Below are 25,146 nucleotides of genomic sequence, written 5' to 3'. Positions count from 1 at the left end.
AGCAGGCGTTCGCCCACGTGGCAAGCCAGGTGCTCCGGCGCTTCTACCCGACCGCGAGCGATTCGCCCCTCCCTGCGTCGGCGGAGTCCGCCGGACCCGTCCGGCTGCTCAACGCCGAGTGGTTCGCCCACTTCCGGCGCGCTGACCGCCATCTGCACCGTTACGACGAGGACGGTGCCGTACGCGATCTGGAGGAGGCCATCCGGCTGCTCCGCGTGTTGCGGGAGAGCCCGTGCGACAACATGCGGTCGACGTGGCTGCGCGGGCTCCTCTCCAGCGCGCTGCTGCGCCGCTGGCGGGCCCTCGGCATGCCGGAGGATCTGACCGACGCGGTGGAGACGGCCTACGAGGGCGCCCGCCTGCGGGACCTGAACCGCCCGGTCGTGCCTGGCGACTTCGTTACCACCGGCGCCCTGGGGAACGCGCTCGTCGCGTTGGCGGGCGAGCACGACAGGACGGAGGACTGGACGCGACTCGTCCCCCCGGAGCTGCTGGAGGGCCCGCCCGGGCATCCCGGCCCGTCCTGGGCGGTGTACGGGCTGCTGACGCGGGCGGCGGACGCCTACGGAGTCGTGGCGGGCCATCCCGATCAGGAGGCCCACACGGAGCACGCCGAGCGCAGGGCCGCCACGATGGTGCTGGCGGCCGACGCGCTGGCCCGGATTCCCGCCGGGGAGGCGGGGGACGACAACACGCTCGCCGTCGACTACGAGGGCTGTCTCGCCGGCGCCCTGGCTCTGCTCGAACACGGACCCGCCAAGGATGCGGCTCTCCTGGCGACGACCGCGATGAAGCTGACCCGTCACTTCAACGGGCAGGGCCCGCTCACCCGCGCCGAACGGCCCGATCTGGCGGAGGGCCACGCCCGCAAGGCCGCCTCGGCACTGGCCGAGCTGCTGGCGGACCAGACCGAGCGGCTGGGCCCCGACCACCACGACACCCTCGCCACCCTTCGCAGGCTCTCCTTCTGGCAGCGGTGGACCAGGGACAGCGACCGCCCGCGCGAGGCGCAGGGCCCGATCCACACCCGTACCCGCGACGAGGCCCTTCCACCCGGACAGCGTTCGGTGGCGGGCTGGCCCACGCGCCACTACGGCCCCGTCCCGAAGTTCAAGCCGGAGCGTTGGGAGTTCCGCGTCTTCGGTGCCACGGCCTCCGGCGACAAGTACATCTGGAACTACGAGGAGTTCACCGAGCTGCCGCTGTCGACGGTCGTGGCCGACCTGCACTGCGTCTCCGGCAAGACCGTCCCGGACAACGAATGGTCGGGGGTGGCCACGTCGACCCTGCTGGCGCTCGCCCCTCCCACGCCGGACGTCACCCACGTCATGGTCTGGGCCGAATACGGCTTCAGCGCCAACCTCCGCCTGCACGAATTCGCCTCCGACCAGTCGCTCCTGGCTCGGTTCCGCAACCGGGAGACCCTGACACCGGAGCACGGATTCCCCGTCCGGCTGGTGGTACCCCCGCTGTACGGCTGGAAGGGCCCCAAGTGGGTCCGGGGCATCGAGTATATGACGCGTGACCGCCGGGGGTTCTGGGAGGAGCGCGGCTACCACAACATCGGCGAGGTCCGGCGCGAGCAGCGCTACAGCTATCAGGAGGAGCCGGGTGAAGGGCCGGTCCTGTAAGGGCGCCTCACCCCACCGTCAGCACTGCGTTCCCCCGCACTCCTCTCCGGTGTGGCCGACGGCACGCCCTGGCCTTGGGTGACCACCTGGAGACCCAGTAGGGGATTAGACCAGCACACCGGCGCCCGCGGGCAGGTTCAGTAATTGCCCCTCGTAGGAGGCCCCAACGCGCCTCGATCGGTGCCTCTTCCCCGCTGGCCGACCGTCTTGCGCAGGTCACAGGCAAGGACGTTGATGTTGACCATGGCGGCCAAAGAGACAGGCAGCGGGCCCTGTCCCATCTCGACGGCCTGGACAGCCTCCGCGCCGGCCTGCCCCTTCTCGATCGTGAAGCGCCATGCCCGGGCGCGCACCCTGCTCATCAGAGAAGGCTAAGGTTCGTTTGCCTTGCGTCTATTCGTGCGTCAGCACGTACGTCTGGAGTCGCCAAAGCCCACAGCGTGGCGCCCTGGGGCACGCTGCGGCACCGCTTGCCGCCATGCGGTAGCCGCCAACTTGGACGTACACCGCGGGACCGGTGGCCGATGCCGACCCCCAGCAGCCAGCCCGCTGCGAGCAGCCGGGCCTCCCGACCGTGCTGTCGGTCCCGCTCGCGCCTCCCAGACACCCGCGATCGCTCGCCACACACCGGCGAGACACGGTTCGAGACACATCTCCAGCCTTCGGTCGTGGCAGGTTGAGAGGGCAGGTTGGTCACGACTCCAGCTGCAAAACGAACCGAACAGGTGTCCCCACACATGGGGTCACGGCAAATTCCCCGGCCACAGGACGGTTCCGCCTGGCCTCAATAATGGCGCCGAAGGATCTTCGCTAACTGGTGGGAGGGGAAGAGGAGGCAACGTCCGCGGACTCGGCCGCCCATCATCCACGAGCAGATCTTCCTGCTGTAACCCGCACCTACAACGGCCAGCCCGCTGGGTGGCTACGGGGCCTTCGACCTATGCCGCCAAACGGCATGCTCCAGTGCACCCTTGTCGTGCCCGAGAAGTGCGGCGGCTTCCTCATACACTGCGCGCAACTGGTCGTATGGGAGTTCCGGAACACCAGCATCCATGGCGAAGGCGCGCAGATGTACGTCAACGGCGACGTGCGAACGGCCGACGAGATTGCCTATGTAGTCGATGCTCTTCGGCCCCACTCCCTTGACCGTGCGCAGAGCGGCGCGATTGGCCTGATGATCGAGCCAGGTGTGAAGGTCCTCGCGGGTATCGACCCCGTCGGCAGCGAGGAGGTCGGTGATGGCGTGAGCCGTCGCGACCTTCTGTGCGTGGTTGAACTTCATGGCCACGGCAAGGTCTTCCGTAACGAGCCGGCGCTGGAAGCCGCGGACTGTTCTTGCATCAGCCCAGCTCAGTTGCGAATGGAGGAGCCGTGGTCGGAGAGTCCTCTCGTAGTTGCACCGTGGCTGGAAGCTGACGTCGCAGATGACAGCACCCATGTGGGTCCATCCGCCGGGCTGGAGAAACGGTCCGCTGCCAAGGAGGTGTCGAACGTGGTCGGCGAGCCGTTGGGCAGGGCTGGATGCGAGCATAGGGCAAGGATGGCGCTGCCGTCTGGCAAGCTGGTGGGAAAGTTCAAAACTATCGAATGGATGGAGCAGGGGGCCGTTCCATCGGGCAGCTCCCTCCATGCTGGGAAGACTGCCCATTTCGGCTACCGGGTCTCCGTCGAGACCGGGGCGAGGCGGAATAGGCACTGGACCGTGTTGAACTCGATCACCTCAGCGATGAAGCGGAACTTGTCGCCAACTTCAATGGTGGCAGGGACTTGCTTGCCGGTCAGGTGGAGGTCGGCGGTGTTGACGTCCTCGTACTTGAAGTTGGGACCGTCCGTCGTCTGCGGCCCCTTGTCGCCCGGGCCGAGAAGGAAGTCGTAGCGGGTCCGGTCATCCGCGTGGGCCGCCATGTGCCTGATTGACCCGTCGAAGGCGACCGTCTGCCCCTCGTGCTTGGTTGCGAAGTTCACGTTCGCTTCGCCACACGGATCCGCCTTCAACAACGTCGCGAACTCGGGACTGTTCTGCGCCGTGATCACCTCAGCGGTGGTCGGCTCGTCTGTGGGCGGCGTAGCAGAAGGCTTCTCACTGGCGGCCGTCGAACTGGCTGACGCGCCCTTCTCCTCGTCGCCGTCGCCGAGCGCAACGCCCGTGCCGATGACGGCAGCCAAGACCACGAGGCCGGCGGCCCCCGCCCCGATCAGACGCCACGGTAGTGGCCTCTTCGGCCGACGGAAGTTGAGGGTGGTGCGAAGTCTGCCTGGGAGCTGTTCCACGAGCTCCCATCCGTCCTTCTGCATCTTCGAGATCACCAAACCGTCGGTGCCCCGAACCGTCTGCACGGCCTTGTACTCGTACTTGATCTCATCGGCCATGCGGCTCTCCGCCCCCTGAAGCGAACTGGTCATACCAACTGGGCGCGAGCATAGATGACTTCGCGAGAGACGAACGTCGCCTTCGGCCCCTGCTCTCCCGCTCGACCGGGTCGCTCGCTGCCGTGCCTGAGCAGCGCGTCTCGGTTGCGGATGCAGGGCATAAAGACGACGTCGATGCCTACGCCTGTCCGTGGTCGTTCGACACTGACGGCCGCAGGGTGCTCCCCCACGAAGAGCCGCCCGGCTCGAACTCGCGATCGTGATCGTGTTCCGCTCGCAACCGGCTTCGCCCCTGTCCAAGCAGGACAGGGGCGAAGGAACGCTTATGCGGCGATCGTGAGCGGGGTTTCCATCCGTTCCCAGGCCCCGAGGACGGCCTTGTGCGCATCCGGCTGCAGGTGAGCGTAGCGCTGGGTGGTCTGGAAGCTCTCGTGGCCGAGGAGGTGCTGGACCTCGTAGAGGGAGACTCCTTTCTGGACCAGCCATGAGGCGCAGGTGTGGCGCATGGAGTGGGGCGGGTAGTGCGGGACAAGTTGCTGCTCGCCGTCGTCATCGAAGTAGCGGGCTCCTTCGATGGCTGGCCACCAGGTCTGTCGGCGCCAGTTACCGTCATCGAGAAGTCGTCCGGACCGGCCCTTGGTGACGGTGGTGAACACCACGGCGTCCCGGTCGAGCCGGTATATGTGACGTTCAAGTGCTTCCAGGACATGGGCCGGGAGTGGGACCTCCCGGCGGCTCCTGGAGCTCTTGGGATACTCCTTGATGCCCCGCTTGGTGTTGACCTCGACCACGAAGAGGCGCGAGCGCCGCTGGTCGATGCGGTGACGGTGAAGGCCGGAAAGTTCGCCCCAGCGCAGTCCGGTATAGACGCCCAGTAGGCACATCGTCTTCCAGGGGGCGGGAAGCTCGTCGAGGATGCTCTGCGCCTGGTCGGTCGTAAACCACTGTGGCGGCTTGACGGCGATCTGAGGCAGGTCGATGCGGCGGCACGGGCTCAACGCGATCACATCGTCATCCACGGCCGCGCGCATGATGGACGAGGTCAGGTTGTACGCCCGCTTGATCGCGGCGGCGCCCACGCCCTTCTCCACCAGGGATCGGATCCAACTCTGGACGTCCATGCGAGTAACGGCCCGCATCTCCCAGTCCGCCCAGTAGGGCATGACGTGGTTTTTGATGGTGGAGGCGTCGCCGCGCAGGGTGCGGGGCTCAACGATGCGGGCATCCCACCAGCGATCGTGCCACTCACGGAAGGTGATTTCGCCGGCGCGTGGGTCGCGCATGCCTCCGCGGGCGGACTGTGTCTCCATCTCGGTGCCCCAGGCGCGGGCCTGCGCCTTGAGGGGGAACGACTCGCTGTACCGGTCTCCTGCCCGGTTGCGTACAGTCGCTTGCCAGTTGCCGGACTTCAACTTGCGGAGGTACAGGTTCTACTCCTTGTTCGATGACGGGGCCGCCATGATCGGGGTCAGCGGCGAGTTGTCGGCATGACAACGGCGCGACGGCTGAGGAACTCGTCAAGGCTGGCCGCTGGGACCCGCACACGGGAGCGACCTGGCCCGGTGCGGAGGTCGACGACAGGCAGGTCGCCGGCTGCGATGAAGCGATAGACGGTTCGACGGTCGACATCCAGGGCGGCGGCGACGGTGGGGATGGACAGCAGGCGTGCGGGCATAGCGGGGCCTCGAAGTACTGGGGGAGGGCTGGGCGTCCGGCGAGACAGCCATCTGAGCGTCGGCCGGTGTAAGGGCCGGTCGAGAAACCCTGTCGAGGGGTGAAACGCGTATGGCGAGCCTCGGCCGAATGGAGGTTGGTCACACGGCGGCTTCATCGCGCTCAGGAGTTCATACCGAGAGGGCGGTTGTGCCCCATGCGTCCCGCGCTCTGGAGCTCAGCCAGGGCGCGGGGCGAAATTCACGACTTCAGTGAATCGGGGAGGCCCATGATGGCCTCCAGGCGGTCCCAGTCGATCTCGGCGTCTTCCACACGGAAGCAGTGCGGGTAACGCAGGGCCAGCCAACTCGGAGTCACACCGGCCAACTCAGCAACCGTGAAGGGTGAGATGCCCATCCCGAGCCACTTCACCAGGCAGGACTCCCGGAGAATGGAGATGGGCTCCCCCAGGCGCCACGAGTACCGATCGTCCCGCGGCAGGACGGCCTCTTGGGCCTGCGCCCATACCTGCTGGTATACGGGAGTCGAGGCTGAACGTCCGCGCAGGTCGGGAAACAGGAGATCGTCCTCCTGCAGGCCGGCCTCGCTTATCCATGCCCGCAGAAACTCGACGGACTGCGAGCGGAGGGGAACCTCCCTCGCTTTCCCGCTGTAGCGGACGGTCAGCTTGCCCAGGCCACGCTCCGGGAGCACCACGTCGCTCACTCGCAGCTCACGGGCTTCGCCCGGGCGCAGAGCCTGCTCGGCCACAACACGCATGAAGGGGTACACCGAACGTTCAACACCCTCCCGTTCACCCACCCACTCAAGCAGCGCTCGAACCTGCTCCTCGGAATACAGCCACTCTTCTTCCATGACTTCGACGGACATACTTTTGAACTCCTTGCGGGAACGACGGAACACACCCGGCAGATCAGCGGGTAGTTCAATGGTCTGGAGAAACGCCGGTTTGGCTAACCGGCGATCGTCGGCTATGTTGCGCCCGACTCGATAGTCTCAGCCCCTGACGCACACACGTGAAAGCAGCGCGTAGTCGCGCTGCTGCGGACTGTTCTAGGTTTGCTTGCTTCGCCGCGTCATTCCAGTCAATTGCGCCCTCAACGTGTCTGCCGTCGGCGAATCAGCACAATCAAGCACCGCGTCGGGGTACTGCCAGCTCCACCAGCGCCGGGCAGTGAGCAGCCAGGGACAGAGCGGGCGCCTTCTAAGCGCTTGGCCGCAGGTTCGAGTCCTGCCGGGGGCGCCACTGACGCCACGTCAGGTGGACGTTATTTTGCCTGGTCAGACTGTGTCTGACCTTCGCAAATTTCCAGCGTACGCCGGTTCGCCGAACCGTGCTGGAGTCCGGCTGAAACCGGCTGAGCCTGGGGCTCTACGGGCGTCTGTCCCCCATACGTCCCCCAGCCCCAAGGCCCGAATGCATCCAAATGGCCCCGCGGGGCAACGCCGAAGGGCGGTGCGGGACCCCATCCACGGGGGTCCCGCACCGCCCTTCTCGCATCCGCGCTACTTGGCCTTGCTGACGTACCTGACGTCGTAGATCTGTTTCAGGTAGTTGTCCCGCTGGCCGACGATGCACCGCGCATAGATGGCCAGGAGCACGGGCACGCTGTTCCCGGCCCACTCGGCGACCTGGGCCGGGGGTATGCCCTTGTTGAGCCACGCGGTGAGGCAGGTGTGGCGGCAGTCGTACACGCGCTTACCCGCCGGCGACTTGTACTCGTGGGGCTGGAGGACCTCCGCTCGGGCCTTGTCCCAGACTCGCCGGAAGACCGAGCCCGCCAGCCTGCCGCCGAACTCTCCGGGGAAGAGGAGATCGGTCGGCTTGAGCTTGTACTGGACGATGACCTCGCGAAGGAAAGCGACGAGGTCAGGGTGGATAGGCACAGTGCGGGTGTCGCCCTCCGCCCGCCCCTTCAGGTCACGGTCATCGTGGGGCTCTCCGCTGTCGGTCCATTGGCTGCCGACCTCCGGCCGAGCGCTGTGGACGATGAACTCGCCCCAGCCCGCCTCCGCCGGCAGCGTGGCGTCGCTCACATGAAGCGCGACGGCTTCCTCCGGGCGGAGACCGGCATAGCAGAGGGTCGCGAAGAAGGCCCGATAGAGGGGCCCCCGCCGCAGGGGGCGCGTGCCGATCCAATCGAGGAGGGCGGTGACCTGCTCAGGGTTAAGCAGAGAGCGCTTGTCGATGGCCTGAGCGACCTTGGGGGCACCCCCTCCGCTTCCCTTGCCCTTGGGCAGGGGGTTCTTGCGGAGGATGCCGTGGCGGACGGCGTACTCCATCGCCAGGTTCATGATCCGCCGGTTGCGGGACACAGAGCTGGCCGCTGCGGCAGAGCCGTCCAGCAGTGTCCCGAGAGCGGAGACGACCGAGTCGACACGGTCCGACTGCTCCCACGCTGCCATCGACAGCGTATTGCGCTGAACCCAGTCGAGGATGACGCGCACTTCGTCGGGCACCGGCTCCTCGGGATTGGTACGGCGCTTGGAGTTGAAGGCCCACTCGCGCAGCGCCATCCGCACCTTGACCGGATCGAACTGCCTCGGAGGCGTCCGGAGCAAGGCGATGGTCGCGGGGGTCATCGCCTTGGCCACGTTCTTCCGCTGGTTGGCGGAGAAGTGCGGCCAGGACTTGTCGACGAACTCGACCGCGAAGTCGTACCAGTTGGTATCCGCAGCCTTGCTGGAGTACGAGATCGGCAGGCCGGTCTGATTACTGAAGGGTTCGCCACGCTTGACTGCGGTCAACAGGTCGGAGCGTCGGGCATCCGCGAGTGCTTTGGTCGGGTAGGTCTTGCTGTGCTTTTTGGTACCGACCTTCCAGACCACCTTGTAGGTGTATCCGTTCGCTCGCGTCCGGCGCTCGATGTTGTAGATCCGTACGTCAAACGTGCCATCGATCAAGATGCGTCCTCACAATCAGTAAGCCAGTTTTCGAAATCGCTACGCCGTATCCGAAGGGTGCCGTTGGGAAGTCGGATACAACGTGGCCCTCGCCCCTTCTGTCGCCAGTCGTAGAAGGTGGATCGAGCTATTCCCAGCTCGCCACACACGTCATCGACGGTCAGCTTTGCCCCGGGTTTCACCGCTACCGTCATGCCTGCACCTCGCAGACGCTGAGGGCAAGGGGCAGTGTCGCTTCAGGACGAAAAAGGGAAGGGGGTATCGCGGATCGGCACATGGAAGGGGTTCCTTGCGGAGAGCGAGGAGCGACAGGGTCCCAGCAGCACCTCGCGCGATCTGCGCCAGGACGGCCGCCTGCCGACGGCACGCGCTGCCTCGCGCTGCCTACGGCAGAGAGCCGTAGCAGAGCTGCCTCGCGCCTCCTCTCGCTAACGCGAAGCTGCCTGCGTCCGCAACGGCTCCACCGCCAAGCGCAGCCGAAAAGCGAACACCCCAATGGTCGCGACGATCGCCGGTTTGGCTAACCGGCGATCGTCGGCTATGTTGCCCGGCGCATCACACACTCGACGTCTCGTTGCCCTCCCCGTCCACAGGTGGGAGGAGATACGAGCGCGGGTCGCCGGAAACGCCGTCCGAAGTAACGGTTAGCAGACCTTCGTGGGCGAGCCGGCCGAGATTCGCCATGGCGCGGCGCTCAGGAATCCCAAGAGCCTGTGCCACTTGCCTAGTTGTGACACCGGGATGCCGTGCCACGTGCGCGAGGACAGCACGGTCGCTGCGGTACGCACGCTGCAAGAGATCTTCGCCGAATAGGCCGGCCGCACGGACGGAGACGCAGAGGCCCGTTGAGACCGCCAGGTGATCACCGGCCGTTTGTCCGATCCAGGCATTCAGGCCGCCGAGGACAAAAAGCACGGGTTCGGTGAATCGGGCAGATCGGATAGCGGACTCAGACAGGCGGACCTCCCAGGTTGGAGCCCTATCAGGGGGCCGAATCGCGCGAGGTATGAGTTCCGGTCATTTGCGGAAGCTTGAGCGAATCGAGCAGCACCGACTGGCATGGTGTATCGCTGGACGTTTTACGTTGACATAGCCCTCGCGCACCTATCCATTCTTTCGGCGCTCTTTCCTGTCTGCCGTGGGCGAATTCACCGCTCCCAGGTGCGGTCCGCCGAGTACTCCGTCCTGCGCTCGACGTCCTGCCTCACCCCGTCACACCACCTTGAAGTGGTGGACCAGGACCGGGGGCCGGTTGGCGGGGCGGTGGTTCTCGGCACGGTGGTTGCCAGAGGCCACGGCGACGTTGGAGTGCGCGAGCACGACCGCCCGTAGCGCAGCAACCCAGCCATCACTCGTACGGCGCGCTCGCGGCGAGGGCGCAGCGGCCGGGACACAGGCCAGGAATGTGGCGAGGGCGGCATGAGGAGGCCGCCACAATCTCAACCGCCAGTTCCTTAGCCCGACCATTCGTGGTCGAGGATGGCGTGCACGACGGAGTCACGCCACCGCCCGTCCTTGAAGATGTGCTCGCGGATCGTGCCCTCCTCGACCATGCCCGCAGCTGCCATGGTCTTCGCCGACGCCTCGTTGATCGGGGAGCGCGCTCCCCAGATGCGGTGAAGGCCAAGGTCCTCGAACCCGAGGGCGAGAAGAAGGCGTACGGTCTCAAGGCCGTAGCCGACACCCCACGCATCGGGGCGCAGCGCGAAGCCGAAGGTGGCTGCGCGCTGCTGGTGCGGGTCGAGTGCCATCCGCCCGAACCCGATCACTTCGTTCGTCTCGCGCTCCACGACGGCTAGCGCGTACTCGTTGCGCGGCTCTTCCCTCGCCGAGGTAATGGACCGGGCCACGATGTGGGCAACCTGGTCCCGAGTGCGCGGCTCGAACGACAGGTGCTCTGTGGCCTCCAGGCTGCCGTAGATGGCGAACACCGCGTCGACGTCCTGGACGGCGAGTTCACGAAGGCCGAGCCGTGGGCTGGAGCGCGTGACCGGGTGCATGCCCGGACCCTACCCTCGCGGCAGGGCCGGCCGACTGACAGGGAACACCTCAATCTCTGCACACAGGTCTCGTGCTGCGATGGCATCGTGCGCGGGACTGCGGGTGAGGGCCTGGCGGACGCGTCCGGCGGAGACGACGATGCCGTTGTTGCGATGGGAGATCGGGAGGTCCAGAACGGGCCGGATCGCCTCGGCGGCACCCTCGACGTCGCCGCCGAAGAGGCGGATCAGCGCCAGGTCGCACTGAGATCCGGCGAGGTCTCCGAAGGCCCAGTTGGGAGACCTGGGGTCGCTGAAGCCCTGCACAGCTCGCTCGGCTTGTGCTGCGAGCTGCGAGCCGCCGTGGCCGAGCAGGGCCTCCGACTCCACCGCGTAGTAGAGCTGCTTCTCGGCGGGGTAGGTCAACAGACCACCGAGTTGATCCAGGTCGTCGGGTACCACGCGCTCGCGCCTGTCGTCGGCCTGCTGATTGAGGGCCCGCACAGTGTCTGCGTCGCCGAGGGCAGCGGCAGCGCGTGCCTGGAGGCCCAGGAGCCAGAGGCCCACGGTGCCGTGCAGGTTTGCCGTGGTCTCAGCGCCCTGAGCCGCGTAGTGATAGGCGTCGCTCGGCTTGTCCTCCCAGTAGGCGATGAGCGACTTCAGGCCGTCGGTGAGCGCGATGAGTCCAGGGTGCTCGGCGTCCCGCGCGCACGCTGCGGCGACTCGGGTCATGGTCAGCGCCTGGTGCGGGATCTCCATGTCGTTGAAGCCCTTTGCCACCAGGAACGACAGCACGGCCGCCTTGACGTTGAGGTCACGGAGCTGCGAGGGGCGTACCCTGCCGCCTTCCAGCAGGCAGAAGACCTGGTTCTGGGTCTCCAGGAGGTCTTCCCAGATGGTGGACAGGGGCTCCCGCGGGTAGGCGACGACCAGTCCCGCTGCACCTCGTCATCAAGCAGGCCGAGCGTGTCGTCGCCTACTGCTTCACGGTCTTTTCCGAGCAGGAAGTCCTTTGCGCGTCGTACAGCCATCGCGCCCGTCCTTTTCATCTCGTCGAGGTCCACGTCGGTGTTGACGCGGGGGTGAGTTGGTGACGCGCCGGCCAACGGAACGAAGTTCGGTTTGGAGCCCTCGGGGACTTCGGTCCAGAGGCTTTCGATGCTGTGGCCAAGCATGTCCACGATCACGGGCCGGAAGACCCGCTGCGGCTTGCGGCCCTCGTAGATCCATCCTTCGATGGTCTTCGGGGCTGGCTCTGCGTTAGTCACTCCGAGCCGCGTCGCTGCCTTCCGATAGTGCGGAAGGAAGTCGTCGGGGGTCCGTATGCCTCTCTCTTCGAGAAGGCGCCGGAAGAACAACAACTCTGCCTCCCATAACCACGCGCCGGGCAGGTCACTGCTCCGACAGTAGAACGCTGTCTCGGCCAAGTTGCCCTCCTTCGAAGGTACTTATTGCCTCCGAGGTGAGTCCGAGGGAAGACCGAGGTTCTCCGTCAACTCGGCGTAAAACGGCCGAGGTTGGTTAGGGGGTAGCTCCCTCCAGGATCGGATTGCAAGGCTCGTCTGTGTCATCGCCGAGAGTGCCTAACCGAGCACAATCTGACTGGGAGTCCCCGTGAACCCGCCCACGCAGTACCCCCCTATTCACGCCGTGGGGCGGCGCGCCGGCACCGAGCTACGCGGGCGCGACGCAGCGGAATCCGGTGTCGTTGTCCTTCATCGTGGAGTTGGCCGCGTTTTCGAGTGCCGGCGCGGCGCGCTCGAACGGGCTGCTGAACGCGGACCCTTTCAGTTGGTAGCGGTCCGACCCGTCGGTTCCCGGTGTAGAGCACCACTCCCACACGTTGCCACACAGGTCGAAGACCCCGTAGGGACTGACGCCGGACTGGTAGCGGGCGACGGGCGTGGTACCGCCGATGCCCGACTCGGCGGTGTTGCACTTCGCAGCGGTGGGCTCCTCACCCCACGGGTAAGCACGTCCCTTCGGGCCGCGGGCGGCCTTCTCCCACTGCTCTACGGTGGGCAGCGCCTTGCCCGCCCAGCGCGCGTACGCCGTGGCATCGTGCCACGTCACCCAGACCACAGGATGATCGTGCAGGCCGCTGGGGCAGCGCTCGCCGGGCCAGTGCCGCGGCGGCTGATGTCCGCTGTCGCGGACGAACTGTTCGTAGTCGCGGTTGGTCGTGGGGTACACGTCGATCCGGTAGGCATCCACCCAGATGGCCGCGCCCCTGGGGCCGGACAGGTAAATACCCTCCTCAACGAGCACCATGACCTTGCCGTCAACCGGGTGCCGCGTGGTGCGCGGGTCACGGCGCAGCAGTTCCTCGGTGCGTTCGTCGTGCCCGACGGCGGCCTGCTCGGTGAGGGACTGGGCGAACCGCCACTGGGCATCGGGGGGCGCGGTGGAGAGCAGGGTGTCCAGCGCGGCCTGGTTGCCAGGGTGGGGCTTGATCGAGGCGCCCCGGTTTTCCCAGTTCACGAGCTGCCGGTAGCTGATGCCAACCTTGTCGGCGAAGTCCTTGCCGTTCATGCGCAGTGCCTCGCGCAGCAGAGCGACTTCCCGTCCGGTCCATCGTGTGGCCCCCGTCACCACGCTGCCCCCCGGCGTCTACAGGGTCTCGCCAGGGATGGAGAGGTACGTCTCGCGGAGCGCGTCCAGCACGGGGTGCTCCGCCGGCAGTTCCTTGTCGTCGATCGCCGACAGGGAACGGACGCCGATGCTGGTGTTTGTGGCGAAGACTGCGGCCATGCACTTGGCCTGGTCGAGGGTGACAGGAGCGGTGCGGTGCTCGAGGCCGTTGGCGTGCCTCTGGAGGAGCGCCATGGTCACACCGGGCAGCACGGGCGCCTGCGGCCACACCACGGTTCCTTTGCCGTCGATGAAACCGACGTTCCAGGTTCCACCCTCGGAGACGAGACCGTCGCGACCGACGAACAGTGCGTCGCCGAAGCCTGCGAGCTGCGCCGTGCGACGTGCGTGCAGGGCACCGAACAGGCCGCAATGCTTCACCTCGGGGAGGTCGCGCTCGTACGGAACGCTCATGGCGCGCAGCGGCTCCGGGGGCAGGGCGCCGGCCCCGCGCACGGACACCATGATGTGCGGATCATTGGCGTCGGCCGGGTGCCCCAGCTCGATCTTCGGGTCATAGATCGTTACGCGGACAACGCACGCGCCGTTTTGCCCATCCAGGCCCTGCCGGACGTACTCCCGGACGCGCTCTGGGTCAACGCTTGCGCCCCACACGATCTTGCTGTCTCGCACGAGCCGTTCCATGTGCAGCGTCAGGCCCCGGATGCTGCCGTCGGCGTCGACGCGCATGGACGTGAAGTGGCCGGTGTTGGTCAGGGCAAGGGGCAGCAAATCGTCTGCGGATACGGGCTTTCCATCGAGAGTCACCATGCCGCCCAGCATGTCAGGACCGTGCACTCCGGCGGCACCCCAAACCTAGTTACTGACGAGTCAACTTCACAGAAAGTTCCTTCCCCCTTCCATGCAGCACGGTGTTCGCTGGTCACCGTGCGAACACGCCCGGTGATCGACGAGGCGTGACGTGCACCGCAAGGACGCCGCGCGCAGCACGCTCCCCCACACCGCCCACCCGGGAGGCCACCGATGAGCCCCGTCACAGCCGTCGCGCCAGCCGCTGCGAAGGCGCTGCCGCAGACGTGGCGCGCCTTCGATGTGGCCTTCGCCTCTGACCCGGTCTGCATCGGCCTTGCACGTCGGATCACCCGCGCCTTCTTGGGCCTGTGGAACGTGAACGACGAGCTGGCCGAGAGCATCGTGCTTGCCGTTTCCGAGCTGGTCACCAACGCACTCGCGCACGGGAGCGGAGACGTGGGATTCCGGCTCCGGTACCCCGACGGCGAACTGCGTATCGAGGTCACCGACGACAACCCGACTCCAGCCGAACTGCGCTTCGCTGGTGACGATGACGTGTCGGGCCGCGGTCTGTTCCTCGTCGCCGTCCTCTCCCGGAAGTGGGGCGTCAGCGAAGACGGCAAGACGACGTGGTGCATCTTCCGCATCCCTGAAGGGAGGGCGTGATGGCTGCAGTCCCGCCGGCGCACAGATCTGGTGTCGTCTCGCTCTCCCCATGGCGGCGCCTGGCTGCCCCTCATCGGCTGCGAGCGGACCGATTGCGCCCATTTCCACAATTTGCACGGCGACCCCGGTCAACTTGGCCTGATCTGAATAGGAGTTGTGTCATGCGTCTCTCGCTGGCTCCCCGCCAGGACGCCGGTCAACGCGTCGCGTCCAGCAGGAAGGGCCGGGTCGCCAGTGAGCCGGCTGCGCAGCGCGACCAAGCGGTGGCCGCGGCGGAGACAGTGGCGCTCGTGCTGCACGAGGATTCAACGCTGCCGGAGACCGCTGCTGACGTTGAAGACCTTGCGAGGCGTCTGCGTGGTCACATCAATCGACTCGGCGTCATGGTGTCGAAGGAGGAGCCGGCGCTGCGCCGCGCGCAGCGGTTGGGCTTGGAAGCGGTTCCCGACGGCTACATGCCCAGCAGGGTGCATCTGGTCAAACTGGCCGAGGCGACCCAGGAACTCGTGGCGACCACGGAGGCCCACAGCACCAGCCGGGCGATGCCTGGACGGGGCCGTCGTTGGTGGACGCCGCCGATCAACCTCCTGCGCGGCACAGTCTTCGCGGTCGCCTTCGCCTGTCTTGTCCTGGCCGGGTCGGTGCCCCGGACATGACCGTCACCGGGCGGTTCTGATCGTCCTGATCCTTGGTCCCACGGCATGGCTGGTTCTCCGCGGTGATCGCGCAATCAGTGCGCCATCGGCGGACCAGGAACCAGCACCGGCCCGGAGCGAGTCGCCGCCTCACCGGTGACCCCGGAGTCTCGCCTCACCGACAGTTCGCCGGCCGTTTCGACGGCCCTGGAGCCCTCCCCGGATTCGGGGGCCTTACGGAGATCTACACGATGAAACGCCTTCCGCGTATCGAGCACTACGGCCTGATCGGCGATATGCAGACCAGTGCCCACGTCTGCGACGACGGTTCGATCGACTGGCTGTGCCTGCCCCGCTTCGACTCGCCAGCCCTCTTTGCTGCGCTGCTCGGCACGCAGAAGCACGGAGCGTGGCGCATGGCCCCGGCCGCTGCGTGCGAGGGGGGAGTTGGTGCGACTGCCGCGCGGCGCTATGTCGGTGAGTCCCTCGTGCTGGAGACGGTCTGGACGGCGCCGTCCGGCAGCGCGAAGGTCACCGACTTCATGCCGCCGCGCGACGGGGCACCGCAGGTGATCCGGATCGTGGAGGGAACAGCCGGCCAGGTCTCCATGGCTTCCACGCTGCGCGCCCGCCCTGGCTACGGCCGGATCAGCCCGTGGATCCATGAGCTGGGCGGACGCGTGATCGCTGAGGGCGGAGGGGACGCCCTGTGGCTCGACACTTCCACCGGGCAGGTTGAGAAGGACGGCGCGATCGTCAGCTCCTTCACGGTCACCGCCGGCGAGAGCGTCGCCTTCGTACTGAGCTGGGGACCCTCCCACGGGGCCGCGCCGGAGATCCCGGATCCCGATGCGGCGCTCGCCGCGACCCTGGCGTTCTGGGAGGACTGGACGAGCCAGTGCGCCTACGACGGCCCGCACCGGGAAGCGGTCGTCCGGTCGCTGATCACCCTGAAGGCGATGACGTACGCCCCCAGCGGCGGCATCGTCGCAGCGCCGACCACGTCGCTGCCGGAAGAGATCGGTGGTGGCCGGAACTGGGACTACCGCTACACGTGGTTGCGCGACGCCTCCACCACCCTGGCCGCCTTGCTCGGTTCGGGATACCGGAATGAGGCCGAGGCGTGGCGGCGGTGGCTGTTGCGGGCCGTGGCCGGAGATCCGGAGAACCTGCAGATCATGTACGGCATCACCGGAGAGCGGGATCTACCGGAGCGGGAGCTGCGGTGGCTGCCCGGCTACGAGAACTCCGGCCCGGTACGGATCGGCAACGAGGCTGTGGACCAGTTGCAGCTCGACGTGTACGGCTATGTGATCGAGACCCTGTACCTCGCCCACCAGAACGGGGTCGCCCGCTGTGGCGACACCGCGGTCCTCCAGCAGCGGCTCATTGAGCATCTGGCCGAGCGGTGGAAGATGCCCGACGAGGGGATCTGGGAAGTCCGGGGTGAGCGGCGGCACTTCGTGCACTCCAAGGTCATGACCTGGGTGGCCGTCGACCGCACCATCCGTCTGGTCGAGGCCGGCGCTCTGGACGCTGACCTGTTCGCTCTGGTCGATCTGCGCGAGGCCATCCACCACGAGGTGTGTACGCGTGGATTCGACCCGGCCCGCAATACCTTCACCCAGTCCTACGGATCGCAGGAGGTCGATGCCGCCCTGCTGCTGATCCCCCGGGTGGGATTCCTGCCGCCCGACGACCCCCGCGTGCTGGGGACGGTGGAAGCAGTACGTCAGCAACTGTCCACCCCGGAGGGCCTCGTGCGCCGGTACCCGACCGCCGGCGACCGCATCGGACTCGACGGCCTGAACGGTGACGAGGGGGCCTTCCTGCTCTGCTCGTTCTGGATGGTCGATGCGCTCGCCCTGACCGGCCGCCTGGACGAAGCCCACGCTCTCTTCGACCGGCTCCTGACCTTGCGTACCGATCTCGGGCTGCTCGCCGAGGAGTACGACCCCGCCACCGGGCGACAACTGGGCAACTTCCCGCAGGCGTACAGCCACATCGGGGTGATCGGGTCCGCGCTCCTGCTGCAGCAGCTCGGCGCGGGGGCGCCCGCAGCCGAGGCCGACGTGCTCTTGACGGCGGGTGTCTGATGAACACGACCGCCTCCATCATGGTCATCGTGCTTGCCGCTGCGGCCATCGTCGCTGCGGCATCGGCCTGGATTACCCACCGCCGCTGGCAGAAGACAAGGCGGCAGGCCCACCTCCTGGCCCGCGAACGACAGGCCACCGTGGGTGCCCTGCAGAAGCTGGTCGACGAGACGCTGCCCGAGATCCACCGGTCGGGCGGTCGGATCACGGTGCCGGCCCCCGCACCGGAACTGGCCGACACCGTGATCGCTGAGCAACTGACCAACGTGGTCAAGGGCACCGCCGGCGTCGTCCAGGCGGTGGTCCGCGACATCCAGTACGCGGCGCACGAGGAGGTCGTGCAGGCGAAGACGCGCGGGGCGGAGGAGTTACGGCGTTCACACACCGCCGCCCAGGAAGAGATCGCTCGGGTAGGTGCCACTGCCGTGCGGTCGACCGAGGCCGCAGTGCGCAGTGTGTCGTCGGCGCTGGTGGGCATGGCCGCCAAGACCAGCCGCAAGGTCAGCGAGGGTGTACGCCGGCACGAGGACGACGCCGCGTTCGAGACGCTCACCGGTATCGACCACACCGTGCAGCAGATGCTGCTGGTCGCTCAGGGCTGGGCCATTCTGGCCGGCGGGAAGCTGACCCGGCACTGGCCCACGACGACGCTGACCGATGTGGTGCGGGCCGCGATGGGCTACGTCGAGGACTACCAGCGCGTACAGCCCCAGGAACTCACCGTCGCGGTGAAGACCCGCGTGGTCGGGCCCGTGGTGCACGCCCTCGCGCTTCTGCTGGACAACGCGCTGCGCTTCTCGCCACCGCAGTCGAGAGTGCACGTGTCCTTCGAACAGGGCCACCACGGGGTCACCGTCTTCGTGGACGACAGCGGCCTGCAGATGACGCCGGAGCAGCTCGACAACGCCCGGGACATCCTCACCGGGCAGCGCACGGACGACATCACGCAGCTCGGCGCCCGTCCGCAGACCGGGTTCCGTGTCGTAGCCGCCCTCGCGCGCGCCTACGGATTCCGGGTCGATGTCCAGGCGCCCAACTCCCTGCTGGGCACCCGCGCGCTCCTCACCCTCCCCCAGGAACTCCTCACCACGGCGCCCCAGGCGCCGCCGGCATCCTCGCAGGGGGCACAGGAGGGTCCGCCAACTCCTCTCGCCTCCGCACCCTCCGGCCGGCTCCCCGCGCTCGCCGCGGTTCCGGCAGCCACAGCACCCGCGCTCACCCCCGTCCCGCCGACTGCCGGGGAGTCTGACCAGGAGCGTGCCGCTGTCGGCACGACTGCCAGCGGACTGACGGTGCGCAGCCGTCGCGCCGCACCTGTCTCCGGTCCCGTTGCCCGCCCTGCCAACGCCGAGCCGGGGCGGGCGAGCGTGGTCGCCGCCTGGGCGCGTGGCACCCAGCGCGCCCGCGCCGAGCAGGGCACCCCCGTCCCCACTGCCGACAACGACCAAGGACACGACGCATGACCGACACCCGCAAGAACATCGGCTGGCTCCTCGGAAGTCTTGAGGAGACCGCCGGCGTGGAGTACGCCGTGCTGGTCGCGGCGGACGGCATGAGTCCGGCCTACACCGACCGGCTGTCGCGCGAGCGCGCCGAGAAGATCTCGGCCATCGCCTCCACGCTGTGGGGAGCATCGCGGGCCTACGACCGGGAGACGGACGGCGGGGGCGTCCGCCAGTTCGTCATGGAGTCGGTCGACCACATTTCCCTGCTCATCCCTGCTGGCGACAACACCATCCTCGCCGTCCGCACCGACAGCCCTCACGCGGACATCGGTGTGATCAGCGAGGCCGCCCTGCGCTTGGCCGCGAGCGTCGGCGAACAGCTGGGCGTCCAGACACGCATCGCCAACGGCACGGAAGCACCACTGGCATGAGCAGGCCGCGGCAGGACCCGGATCTGGTCAGGCCCTACGTCCGCACGGGTGGACGTACCCGCCCCAGCAAGGACGTGCGTCTGGAGAGCCTGGTCTTCGCCGCGACCGGCACCCTTCCTGGCCTCCACCCGGACGCACGGCGCGTACTCGCCCTGTTCGCCCCCGCGCAAGGCGGAGGGCTGGCCGTCGCCGAGATCGCCTCCGCACTCGCCCTCCCGCCCTCGGCCACCCGGATCCTCGTCGCCGACCTCATCGGACACGGGCTGATGACCCTGGCCCAGAGCCAGGACGACGACCGGCCCCCGGCCTCACTCATCGAAAGGGTTCTCCATGGCCTCCGCGCCCACGCCTGACCGGTTCGTCGCGCGCACGGTGACGGCTACCGCGAAGATCGTGGTCGCTGGAGCCTTCGGCGTGGGCAAGACCACCTTCGTCGGCAGCGTCTCCGAGGTGCCTCCGGTCCATATGGAGGAGACCATCACCCGTGCGAGCGCCCTCGTCGACGACCTGGCCCGCACGCCGGAGAAGATCACCACCACCGTCGGCGTGGACTTCGGACGCAAGCACCTCAGCGACGACCTCGTGCTCTACCTGTTCGGCACCCCCGGCCAGGCCCGGTTCAGCTTCCTCTGGCAGGAGTTGATCATCGGCGCCCTCGGTGCCCTGGTCCTCGTCGACCCGCGCGACCTAGATGCCTCCCACGAGATCCTCGGCCTGCTGGAAGAGAACGGCGTCCCCTACGCAGTGGCGGTCAACGAGTTCGACGGCGCGCCCCGCCACCCGCTCGAAGAAGTCCACGAGGCCCTCGCCCTGGAGGGGCACACGCCGCTGACCGTGTGCGATGCCCGGGACCGAGCGTCCTGCATGCAGGCCCTGATCCAGCTCACCGAATACCTCGCCCGTCTCGCGCACCGTCTGGAGCCCCGACCGTGAGCACCGCGACCCACCGCATCCCCCTGTACGAACCGGAGTTCGCCCAGCATCCGCACGCCGCCTACCAGCGCATGCGCGAGCAGTTCGGCCCTCTGGTCCCCGTGGACCTGGCCCCCGGTGTGCCCGCCACGCTGGTCGTCGGCTACGAGGAGGCCCGCCGCATCCTCGGCGACCCGCAACGCTTCCCCGCCGATCCGCGCCGGTGGCAGACCTCCATCCCCGACACCTGCCCCGTCCGGCCGATGATGGAGTGGCGTCCCAACGCCCTGCGCTCGGCCGGCGCCGAGCACGCCCGCTACCGGGCCGCGAACACCTCCGCCCTCGCCGCTGTCGACCAGCACGCGCTGCGCGACCACGTCGAACTGGTCGCCGAGCAGACCATCAACGCCTTCAAGGCCGACGGGAAGGCGGATCTGCTGTCCCAGTACTCCTGGCCGCTCGCCTTCCAGACGCTCAGCTACCTGCTCGGCTGCCCCGACGAAGTCGGACAGCGGATCGCGGACGGAATGGCGAAGATCTTCGACGGGGTCAACGCCTCCATCGGCAACCAGATCATGGCCCAGGCCGTGGCGGACCTCGTCGCCCTGCGCCGCCAGTATCCCGGCGACGACGTGACCAGCGGGCTCCTCGCCCACGTCGCACGGCTGGACGACACCGAGATGGGCCAGCAGCTCATCACCCTGTACGGCGCCGGCATCGAACCCCTGACCAACCTGATCACGAACACGCTCCTGGAGATGCTCACCAATAGCGAGTTCTCCGGTGACCTGCACGCCGGCGACGCCTCCGTCCGCGAGGCCCTGGAAAGCGTCCTCTATCGCGACCCGCCGCTCGCGAACTTCGCGATGACCTACCCTCCCCGCCCGGCCGACATCGGCGGGTATCTGCTACCCGCCGACGAGCCGGTGGTCATCAGCTATGCCGCCTGCAACAACGACCCCGCCTTGGGAGCCCACCGGCCGCTCGGCAACCGGGCCCACCTCGCCTGGGGCGCCGGCCCGCACAGCTGCCCGGCCAGCTCGCACGCCTATCTCATCGCCGAAGCCGCCATCCTCCACATCCTCGACGCCCTGCCCGAGATGGACCTCGACACCCGCCGCGACGACCTCGCCTGGCGCCCCGGCCCCTTCCACCGCTCACTGGTCGCCCTCCCCGTCACCTTCCCCACCAGCTGAAAGAGACCCTGACGTGCCCGAGCAGCAGATACTCGTCCTCGACCCCACCGGCAGCGACCCGGATGCCGAACACCAGGCCCTGCGCGAGCGCGGTCCCGCCACGCCGGTGGACATCCTCGGCGTGCGGGCCTGGTCCGTCTCCGCCCCGGCCCTCCTCAAGCAGCTGCTCACCAGCAAGGACGTCTCCAAGGACGGCCGCGCCCACTGGCCGGCCTTCGCCGAGACCGTCCCCACCTGGCCGCTGGCCCTGTGGGTCGCGGTGGAGAACATGTTCACCGCCTACGGCCCGGACCACAGTCGCTTGCGCCGCATGGTCGCCCCCGCTCTCTCCGCCCGCCGCACCGCCGCCCTCCAGGCAGACATCGAGGCGCTGGTAACCGGCATCCTCGACGACCTCGACACGCTCCCCGCCGGCGAGACCGTCGACCTGCGTGAACACCTCGCCTACCCGCTGCCGATCGCCGTCATCGGCCAGCTCATGGGCGTCCCCGCCGACCAGCGCACGGAGTTCCGCACCGTGGTCGACAACGTGTTCGCCACCCACCTCACCACCGAGGAACAGGCCGCCAACACCGCCGCCCTCTACGCCCTGCTGGACGCACTCATCGCCATCAAACGCACCGAGCCCGGCGAAGACATGACCTCGCTTCTGATCGCCACCCGCGACGAGGAAGGCGACGGTTCCACCCTCAGCGACGCCGAGCTGCGCGACACGCTCCTGCTGATGATCAGCGCCGGGTACGAGACCACCGCAAACGTCATCGACCAGGCCCTCACCACCCTGCTGTCCGACCCGCAGCAACTCGCCCATGTCCGGAATGGACGGTGCACCTGGCAGGACATCGTTGAGGAGACCCTGCGGCACGAGCCCGCGGTCAAGCACCTGCCCCTGCGCTACGCCCTCACCGACATCCCGCTCCCCGACGGGCAGACCATCCACGCCGGAGACGCCATCCTGGCCTCCTACGCCGCCGCCAACCGTCACCCGGACTGGCACGAGGACGCCGACCGATTCGACGCAACCCGCCTAAGCAAGGAGCACATGGCCTTCGGGCACGGCGTTCACTTCTGCCTCGGCGCTCCGCTGGCCCGTCTCGAAATCGCCACCGTCCTGCGCCTGTTCTTCGAGCGCTTCCCTGACGTCCGACTCGCCACCGCATCCGACAAGTTGGAGAGGCTGCCGAGCCTGATCAGCAACGGACACACCACCGTCCCCGTGCGCCTGCGCCCGACAACGACCAGCTGACCGACATCAACGAGGAAGCCCGCCATGACCGCCCTCGCCCCAACCCAGCGCCTCACCCCGTCTGAACGGCGGCTCGCCCAGCACGTGGTGGAGGGCCTGAACGCTCGCGAGATCGCAGCCACAACCCAGCTCAAGCCCAACACCGTCCACTCCACGCTGCGCACCGTGCGCTGGAAGTTGCGCTGCCCCGAACGCTGTTCCCTCGCCGTCGTCGCCCACCGCCTCCTCGACGCCAGAGAGATCACGGCCCCTGCAGCGGAGCGGCCCGCTCCGGACATCAGCGCCGAGCAGATCAGCCTACTCAAGGCCGTCGCCGAACACAGCCAGCCCCTCGACATCGCCCGCGCCGCCAACCTCGCCCCCGCCGACCTGCGCGACGCACTCGACCAGCTCCTCGCCGCCACGGGAACACAGGACACCACCCAGTTGGTGGTCCTGGCGCACAGCTGGCAACTGCTGGCCGCCGAGCAGTCGCACGGGCCACGAAGCGGAGCGAGCAAGTGACCCGGCCCACGACTCCCACCGCAAGTCAGGAGCGCCCCGCTCAGCCTCCGTTCGTGCTGGCACCGCCGGCCGCCGTATACGAGATGTGCACCTTACGCACGGACGCCGAGCGTGAGGAGGCCGCCGCCCTCGTCCAGGACCGCCAGCGCTGGCTCGTCCTTCGCGGTCTTCCGGTGCCCGCTCAAGCCGACATCCCAGCCCTCTTCCGCGACCCGCAGACCAGGTCGGCAGGGCTGTTCGAGGACGGGAAACTGCTGGCCTGCATGATCCCCGAGCGCGACCCCAGCCTCGGCTGGGGCGAGGGCCCCTGCCTCTTCCTCGGCTGCGTCCACACCCTGCCCAATCAGTCCGACGACATCACCCGGCTGGTCACCCTGTGGGCGTCCGACTTCGCCGCCCGGCAGGGCCTCCCCCTCGTACGGGCCGAGGCCCTGGCCCGCCACCCCCGGGACGCCGACCCCATCGCCGGCCTTCTGCGTCGGCTCACCGACATGGGCTGGAGCATCCAGGGCTCCGGCACAGGACGAGAGGGTGACCGAGTCGCCCGCCTCGAACTCGCCGCCGAGCACCGGTCCGGGCTGAGCGCCCTCATCGGCTGCCGCGTCCACGCGCCTGAGACAACCCCGGACGATCGGGGCAGCGCGTGACGACCGCCGAACCCCAGCGCCCCGACCTCGCCCGCGAACTGATCGCCCGCGCAGCCCAGTCGGCCGCGCGCCGGGCGAAACGAGTGCGCAATCAGCTCGATGCCGTCCAAGTGGGTCAGGGCCGTCATGCCGACCACGCCGACACCAAGTTCCTGAGCCGCATCCTGGCCGATCACGACTGGCCCGGCCATCGTCTCGTCGGTCCCGACGGGGCCCGCGCCGCCTGGAGTATCGCCCTGCACAGCGACGACGACCCGGCCTTCCAGCGCGCCGCCACCACTTTGCTGGGACGTGCGGTCCAGGCCGGCGACGCGCTGGTCCAGCACTGGGCGCACCTGCGCGACCGCGCCCTCATCACCAGCGGGCGCGACCAGGAGTACGGCACCCAGCTCCTGCTGAGCGCCAACGGGATCGAGCTGTGCCCCCTGGACGCGCCGGCGTCGGTCGACGCGCGCAGGGCCACCGTGGGTCTGCCGCCGATTGCTGTCGCTCTCCAGGCCCTGCGTCGCCGCTACACGCTAGACCACTCCGCCGACGAAGCCCCGACCGTCGTCCTCACGGGGGCCGCGTGAACATGCGGAACCCCGGGTTCTCCACCAGTCGGCCTCCAGGCCGGCACTCTTCCCTGCGAAAGGATCGTTGACTGATGAAGCTCACCACAGCCGTCCTCGCTGCCGGTGCTGCCCTCTCCCTCACCACCGCCGTGGTCGGAGCCACCCGTCTCAGGCAGGACGCGCGGCACCAGACCGAGCGCAACGAGGCGTTCCTCACCCGCAACCAGCTCGAATGGTTGGCACAGCTGTCCACCAACCCCGACCTCGCCAAGCTTTGGACACCCGAGGGCATGGACGTCGAGGAGTACATGCAGCTGCTCAAGGCCAAGCAGCTCATCTGCATCCTCAGCGTTCGCGACCGCCTCGGCTTCGTCCGTGCCGGACAACTCCCCTTCTACGCCGCGAAGCTGATGGAGAGCGACGTCTGCCGACGCTACTGGCAGCGGTTCGGCGGCCTCCGAGCCGAGGAGGCCGAGGGCGATGAGCAGGGCGAGCACTTCACCCGGGTGCTGGACCAGGCCGCTAAGAAACTTTCGCAGGCGCAGGCCGCAGCAGCCTGACGGCACCACTGACTCCCAGGCGCGCGACCGGTCAGGAGCCTTCGCCGGTCGTCGCGGTCTGGTGGCAGACCCCGGGGCCGACCGCGCCTCGGCATCCCGCACCACCCACTCCTAGGAGGCATGCATGACCGCCATCCAGGCCGAGAGGCCGACCGCCCCCGCACAGGCAGACCTCGTGAAGACCGACGCCGACCCGTTCAAACTCGACATCACCTTCGTCGAGGGCACCCCCGCGACCGAGACAGTCCTGATGTGCAGCACGGGCGACACCTGCGGCAGCTCCTGCCCCAGCGCCTGCACCACCTCGTAAGC

The 25,146-nt window shown here is 68.0% G+C and carries 28 protein-coding genes; 15 read left to right on the top strand and 13 right to left on the bottom strand.

Annotated features, from left to right (window positions below; genetic code table 11):
• Positions 1 to 1,019 precede the first annotated feature (1,019 nt).
• A complete protein-coding gene (locus ACFPZJ_RS12730; RefSeq protein WP_381021298.1) occupies positions 1,020 to 1,631 on the top strand; it encodes a molybdopterin-dependent oxidoreductase in 612 nt (203 codons plus the stop codon).
• Positions 1,632 to 1,768: 137 nt separating this feature from the next.
• Here the strand turns inward: ACFPZJ_RS12730 and ACFPZJ_RS12725 are convergent, their stop codons facing one another.
• The 13 genes from ACFPZJ_RS12725 to ACFPZJ_RS12665 all read right to left on the bottom strand — a co-directional run bounded on the left by ACFPZJ_RS12725 (position 1,769) and on the right by ACFPZJ_RS12665 (position 13,972).
• A complete protein-coding gene (locus ACFPZJ_RS12725) occupies positions 1,769 to 1,993 on the bottom strand; it encodes a hypothetical protein (RefSeq protein ID WP_381020617.1) in 225 nt (74 codons plus the stop codon).
• A gap of 560 nt (positions 1,994 to 2,553) precedes the next feature.
• Complete coding sequence (locus ACFPZJ_RS12720; RefSeq protein WP_381020614.1) at positions 2,554 to 2,919, bottom strand: HhH-GDP family DNA glycosylase; 366 nt, start codon at positions 2,917 to 2,919, stop codon at positions 2,554 to 2,556.
• 365 nt (positions 2,920 to 3,284) lie between these two features.
• Positions 3,285 to 4,001: a DUF4839 domain-containing protein gene (locus tag ACFPZJ_RS12715; protein WP_381020613.1), complete on the bottom strand. Its 717-nt coding sequence runs from the start codon at positions 3,999 to 4,001 to the stop codon at positions 3,285 to 3,287.
• 323 nt (positions 4,002 to 4,324) lie between these two features.
• On the bottom strand, positions 4,325 to 5,284 hold the full coding sequence (locus ACFPZJ_RS12710; protein WP_381020611.1) for a tyrosine-type recombinase/integrase: 960 nt from the start codon (positions 5,282 to 5,284) through the stop codon (positions 4,325 to 4,327).
• Between the two features lie 185 nt (positions 5,285 to 5,469).
• Positions 5,470 to 5,676, bottom strand: coding sequence for a helix-turn-helix domain-containing protein (locus ACFPZJ_RS12705; RefSeq protein WP_079080635.1), 207 nt, complete (start codon positions 5,674 to 5,676; stop codon positions 5,470 to 5,472).
• A gap of 239 nt (positions 5,677 to 5,915) precedes the next feature.
• Complete coding sequence (locus ACFPZJ_RS12700; RefSeq protein WP_381020608.1) at positions 5,916 to 6,545, bottom strand: tyrosine-type recombinase/integrase; 630 nt, start codon at positions 6,543 to 6,545, stop codon at positions 5,916 to 5,918.
• Between the two features lie 636 nt (positions 6,546 to 7,181).
• On the bottom strand, positions 7,182 to 8,579 hold the full coding sequence (locus ACFPZJ_RS12695; RefSeq protein ID WP_381020607.1) for a tyrosine-type recombinase/integrase: 1,398 nt from the start codon (positions 8,577 to 8,579) through the stop codon (positions 7,182 to 7,184).
• The gene (locus tag ACFPZJ_RS12690; protein ID WP_381020604.1) at positions 8,576 to 8,773 is read right to left on the bottom strand and encodes a helix-turn-helix transcriptional regulator; all 198 of its coding nucleotides are present in this window, start codon (positions 8,771 to 8,773) and stop codon (positions 8,576 to 8,578) included. Before ACFPZJ_RS12690 ends, ACFPZJ_RS12695 begins: the two co-directional genes overlap by 4 nt.
• A gap of 361 nt (positions 8,774 to 9,134) precedes the next feature.
• Positions 9,135 to 9,494: a MarR family transcriptional regulator gene (locus ACFPZJ_RS12685; protein WP_381020601.1), complete on the bottom strand. Its 360-nt coding sequence runs from the start codon at positions 9,492 to 9,494 to the stop codon at positions 9,135 to 9,137.
• 539 nt (positions 9,495 to 10,033) lie between these two features.
• Complete coding sequence (locus ACFPZJ_RS12680; RefSeq protein WP_381020598.1) at positions 10,034 to 10,579, bottom strand: GNAT family N-acetyltransferase; 546 nt, start codon at positions 10,577 to 10,579, stop codon at positions 10,034 to 10,036.
• A 9-nt stretch (positions 10,580 to 10,588) separates the two neighbouring features.
• A complete protein-coding gene (locus ACFPZJ_RS12675; RefSeq protein ID WP_381020596.1) occupies positions 10,589 to 11,353 on the bottom strand; it encodes a hypothetical protein in 765 nt (254 codons plus the stop codon).
• Between the two features lie 879 nt (positions 11,354 to 12,232).
• The gene (locus ACFPZJ_RS12670) at positions 12,233 to 13,153 is read right to left on the bottom strand and encodes an SUMF1/EgtB/PvdO family nonheme iron enzyme (protein WP_381020595.1); all 921 of its coding nucleotides are present in this window, start codon (positions 13,151 to 13,153) and stop codon (positions 12,233 to 12,235) included.
• 15 nt (positions 13,154 to 13,168) lie between these two features.
• Entirely contained in the window at positions 13,169 to 13,972 is an 804-nt protein-coding gene (locus tag ACFPZJ_RS12665; RefSeq protein WP_381020592.1) for an aminotransferase class IV family protein, read from the bottom strand.
• A gap of 201 nt (positions 13,973 to 14,173) precedes the next feature.
• Between ACFPZJ_RS12665 and ACFPZJ_RS12660 the strand changes: the two genes are divergently transcribed.
• The 14 genes from ACFPZJ_RS12660 to ACFPZJ_RS12595 all read left to right on the top strand — a co-directional run bounded on the left by ACFPZJ_RS12660 (position 14,174) and on the right by ACFPZJ_RS12595 (position 25,144).
• Positions 14,174 to 14,608 (top strand): ATP-binding protein, encoded by a 435-nt coding sequence (locus ACFPZJ_RS12660; protein ID WP_381020590.1) that lies wholly within the window; start codon positions 14,174 to 14,176, stop codon positions 14,606 to 14,608.
• Positions 14,609 to 14,769: 161 nt separating this feature from the next.
• Positions 14,770 to 15,264, top strand: coding sequence for a DUF6415 family natural product biosynthesis protein (locus tag ACFPZJ_RS12655; RefSeq protein WP_381020587.1), 495 nt, complete (start codon positions 14,770 to 14,772; stop codon positions 15,262 to 15,264).
• A gap of 230 nt (positions 15,265 to 15,494) precedes the next feature.
• Positions 15,495 to 17,339 (top strand): glycoside hydrolase family 15 protein, encoded by a 1,845-nt coding sequence (locus tag ACFPZJ_RS12650; protein WP_381020584.1) that lies wholly within the window; start codon positions 15,495 to 15,497, stop codon positions 17,337 to 17,339.
• Complete coding sequence (locus ACFPZJ_RS12645; RefSeq protein ID WP_381020582.1) at positions 17,339 to 18,802, top strand: ATP-binding protein; 1,464 nt, start codon at positions 17,339 to 17,341, stop codon at positions 18,800 to 18,802. Before ACFPZJ_RS12650 ends, ACFPZJ_RS12645 begins: the two co-directional genes overlap by 1 nt.
• Positions 18,799 to 19,215, top strand: a complete 417-nt coding sequence (locus ACFPZJ_RS12640; protein ID WP_381020580.1) for a roadblock/LC7 domain-containing protein — start codon at positions 18,799 to 18,801, stop codon at positions 19,213 to 19,215. Before ACFPZJ_RS12645 ends, ACFPZJ_RS12640 begins: the two co-directional genes overlap by 4 nt.
• Complete coding sequence (locus ACFPZJ_RS12635) at positions 19,212 to 19,568, top strand: DUF742 domain-containing protein (RefSeq protein WP_381020577.1); 357 nt, start codon at positions 19,212 to 19,214, stop codon at positions 19,566 to 19,568. The genes ACFPZJ_RS12640 and ACFPZJ_RS12635 overlap by 4 nt, the downstream gene beginning before the upstream one ends.
• A complete protein-coding gene (locus tag ACFPZJ_RS12630; protein ID WP_381020574.1) occupies positions 19,546 to 20,148 on the top strand; it encodes a GTP-binding protein in 603 nt (200 codons plus the stop codon). Before ACFPZJ_RS12635 ends, ACFPZJ_RS12630 begins: the two co-directional genes overlap by 23 nt.
• Positions 20,145 to 21,323 carry a cytochrome P450 gene (locus tag ACFPZJ_RS12625; RefSeq protein ID WP_381020572.1) on the top strand — a complete coding sequence of 393 codons (1,179 nt, stop codon included), beginning with the start codon at positions 20,145 to 20,147 and terminating at the stop codon, positions 21,321 to 21,323. Before ACFPZJ_RS12630 ends, ACFPZJ_RS12625 begins: the two co-directional genes overlap by 4 nt.
• A gap of 13 nt (positions 21,324 to 21,336) precedes the next feature.
• Positions 21,337 to 22,569: a cytochrome P450 family protein gene (locus ACFPZJ_RS12620; protein WP_381020569.1), complete on the top strand. Its 1,233-nt coding sequence runs from the start codon at positions 21,337 to 21,339 to the stop codon at positions 22,567 to 22,569.
• 24 nt (positions 22,570 to 22,593) lie between these two features.
• Complete coding sequence (locus tag ACFPZJ_RS12615) at positions 22,594 to 23,073, top strand: LuxR C-terminal-related transcriptional regulator (RefSeq protein ID WP_381020566.1); 480 nt, start codon at positions 22,594 to 22,596, stop codon at positions 23,071 to 23,073.
• A gap of 83 nt (positions 23,074 to 23,156) precedes the next feature.
• On the top strand, positions 23,157 to 23,720 hold the full coding sequence (locus ACFPZJ_RS12610; RefSeq protein WP_381021296.1) for a hypothetical protein: 564 nt from the start codon (positions 23,157 to 23,159) through the stop codon (positions 23,718 to 23,720).
• Positions 23,717 to 24,292: a DUF6624 domain-containing protein gene (locus ACFPZJ_RS12605; protein ID WP_381020564.1), complete on the top strand. Its 576-nt coding sequence runs from the start codon at positions 23,717 to 23,719 to the stop codon at positions 24,290 to 24,292. Before ACFPZJ_RS12610 ends, ACFPZJ_RS12605 begins: the two co-directional genes overlap by 4 nt.
• Before the next feature lie 74 nt (positions 24,293 to 24,366).
• Positions 24,367 to 24,834, top strand: coding sequence for a DUF6082 family protein (locus tag ACFPZJ_RS12600; protein WP_381020562.1), 468 nt, complete (start codon positions 24,367 to 24,369; stop codon positions 24,832 to 24,834).
• A gap of 124 nt (positions 24,835 to 24,958) precedes the next feature.
• Complete coding sequence (locus ACFPZJ_RS12595; RefSeq protein ID WP_381020560.1) at positions 24,959 to 25,144, top strand: FxLD family lanthipeptide; 186 nt, start codon at positions 24,959 to 24,961, stop codon at positions 25,142 to 25,144.
• Positions 25,145 to 25,146: the final 2 nt, after the last annotated feature.

This window comes from Streptomyces bullii, assembly GCF_042657145.1.
In the GTDB taxonomy this organism is placed as follows: domain Bacteria; phylum Actinomycetota; class Actinomycetes; order Streptomycetales; family Streptomycetaceae; genus Streptomyces; species Streptomyces bullii.
Note: the sequence above shows the minus strand (reverse complement) of the source record. Positions and strands in the feature narration are given on the sequence as shown.

Coding starts and splice junctions, on each gene's coding strand:
- ACFPZJ_RS12725 (WP_381020617.1), bottom strand. CDS start 1,993: ATGAGCAGGGTGCGCGCCCGGGCATGGCGCTTCACGATCGAGAAGGGG.
- ACFPZJ_RS12715 (WP_381020613.1), bottom strand. CDS start 4,001: ATGGCCGATGAGATCAAGTACGAGTACAAGGCCGTGCAGACGGTTCGG.
- ACFPZJ_RS12710 (WP_381020611.1), bottom strand. CDS start 5,284: ATGCGCGACCCACGCGCCGGCGAAATCACCTTCCGTGAGTGGCACGAT.
- ACFPZJ_RS12705 (WP_079080635.1), bottom strand. CDS start 5,676: ATGCCCGCACGCCTGCTGTCCATCCCCACCGTCGCCGCCGCCCTGGAT.
- ACFPZJ_RS12700 (WP_381020608.1), bottom strand. CDS start 6,545: ATGTCCGTCGAAGTCATGGAAGAAGAGTGGCTGTATTCCGAGGAGCAG.
- ACFPZJ_RS12690 (WP_381020604.1), bottom strand. CDS start 8,773: ATGACGGTAGCGGTGAAACCCGGGGCAAAGCTGACCGTCGATGACGTG.
- ACFPZJ_RS12680 (WP_381020598.1), bottom strand. CDS start 10,579: ATGCACCCGGTCACGCGCTCCAGCCCACGGCTCGGCCTTCGTGAACTC.
- ACFPZJ_RS12665 (WP_381020592.1), bottom strand. CDS start 13,972: ATGCTGGGCGGCATGGTGACTCTCGATGGAAAGCCCGTATCCGCAGAC.
- ACFPZJ_RS12660 (WP_381020590.1), top strand. CDS start 14,174: ATGAGCCCCGTCACAGCCGTCGCGCCAGCCGCTGCGAAGGCGCTGCCG.
- ACFPZJ_RS12655 (WP_381020587.1), top strand. CDS start 14,770: ATGCGTCTCTCGCTGGCTCCCCGCCAGGACGCCGGTCAACGCGTCGCG.
- ACFPZJ_RS12650 (WP_381020584.1), top strand. CDS start 15,495: ATGAAACGCCTTCCGCGTATCGAGCACTACGGCCTGATCGGCGATATG.
- ACFPZJ_RS12645 (WP_381020582.1), top strand. CDS start 17,339: ATGAACACGACCGCCTCCATCATGGTCATCGTGCTTGCCGCTGCGGCC.
- ACFPZJ_RS12640 (WP_381020580.1), top strand. CDS start 18,799: ATGACCGACACCCGCAAGAACATCGGCTGGCTCCTCGGAAGTCTTGAG.
- ACFPZJ_RS12635 (WP_381020577.1), top strand. CDS start 19,212: ATGAGCAGGCCGCGGCAGGACCCGGATCTGGTCAGGCCCTACGTCCGC.
- ACFPZJ_RS12630 (WP_381020574.1), top strand. CDS start 19,546: ATGGCCTCCGCGCCCACGCCTGACCGGTTCGTCGCGCGCACGGTGACG.
- ACFPZJ_RS12615 (WP_381020566.1), top strand. CDS start 22,594: ATGACCGCCCTCGCCCCAACCCAGCGCCTCACCCCGTCTGAACGGCGG.
- ACFPZJ_RS12610 (WP_381021296.1), top strand. CDS start 23,157: ATGTGCACCTTACGCACGGACGCCGAGCGTGAGGAGGCCGCCGCCCTC.
- ACFPZJ_RS12600 (WP_381020562.1), top strand. CDS start 24,367: ATGAAGCTCACCACAGCCGTCCTCGCTGCCGGTGCTGCCCTCTCCCTC.
- ACFPZJ_RS12595 (WP_381020560.1), top strand. CDS start 24,959: ATGACCGCCATCCAGGCCGAGAGGCCGACCGCCCCCGCACAGGCAGAC.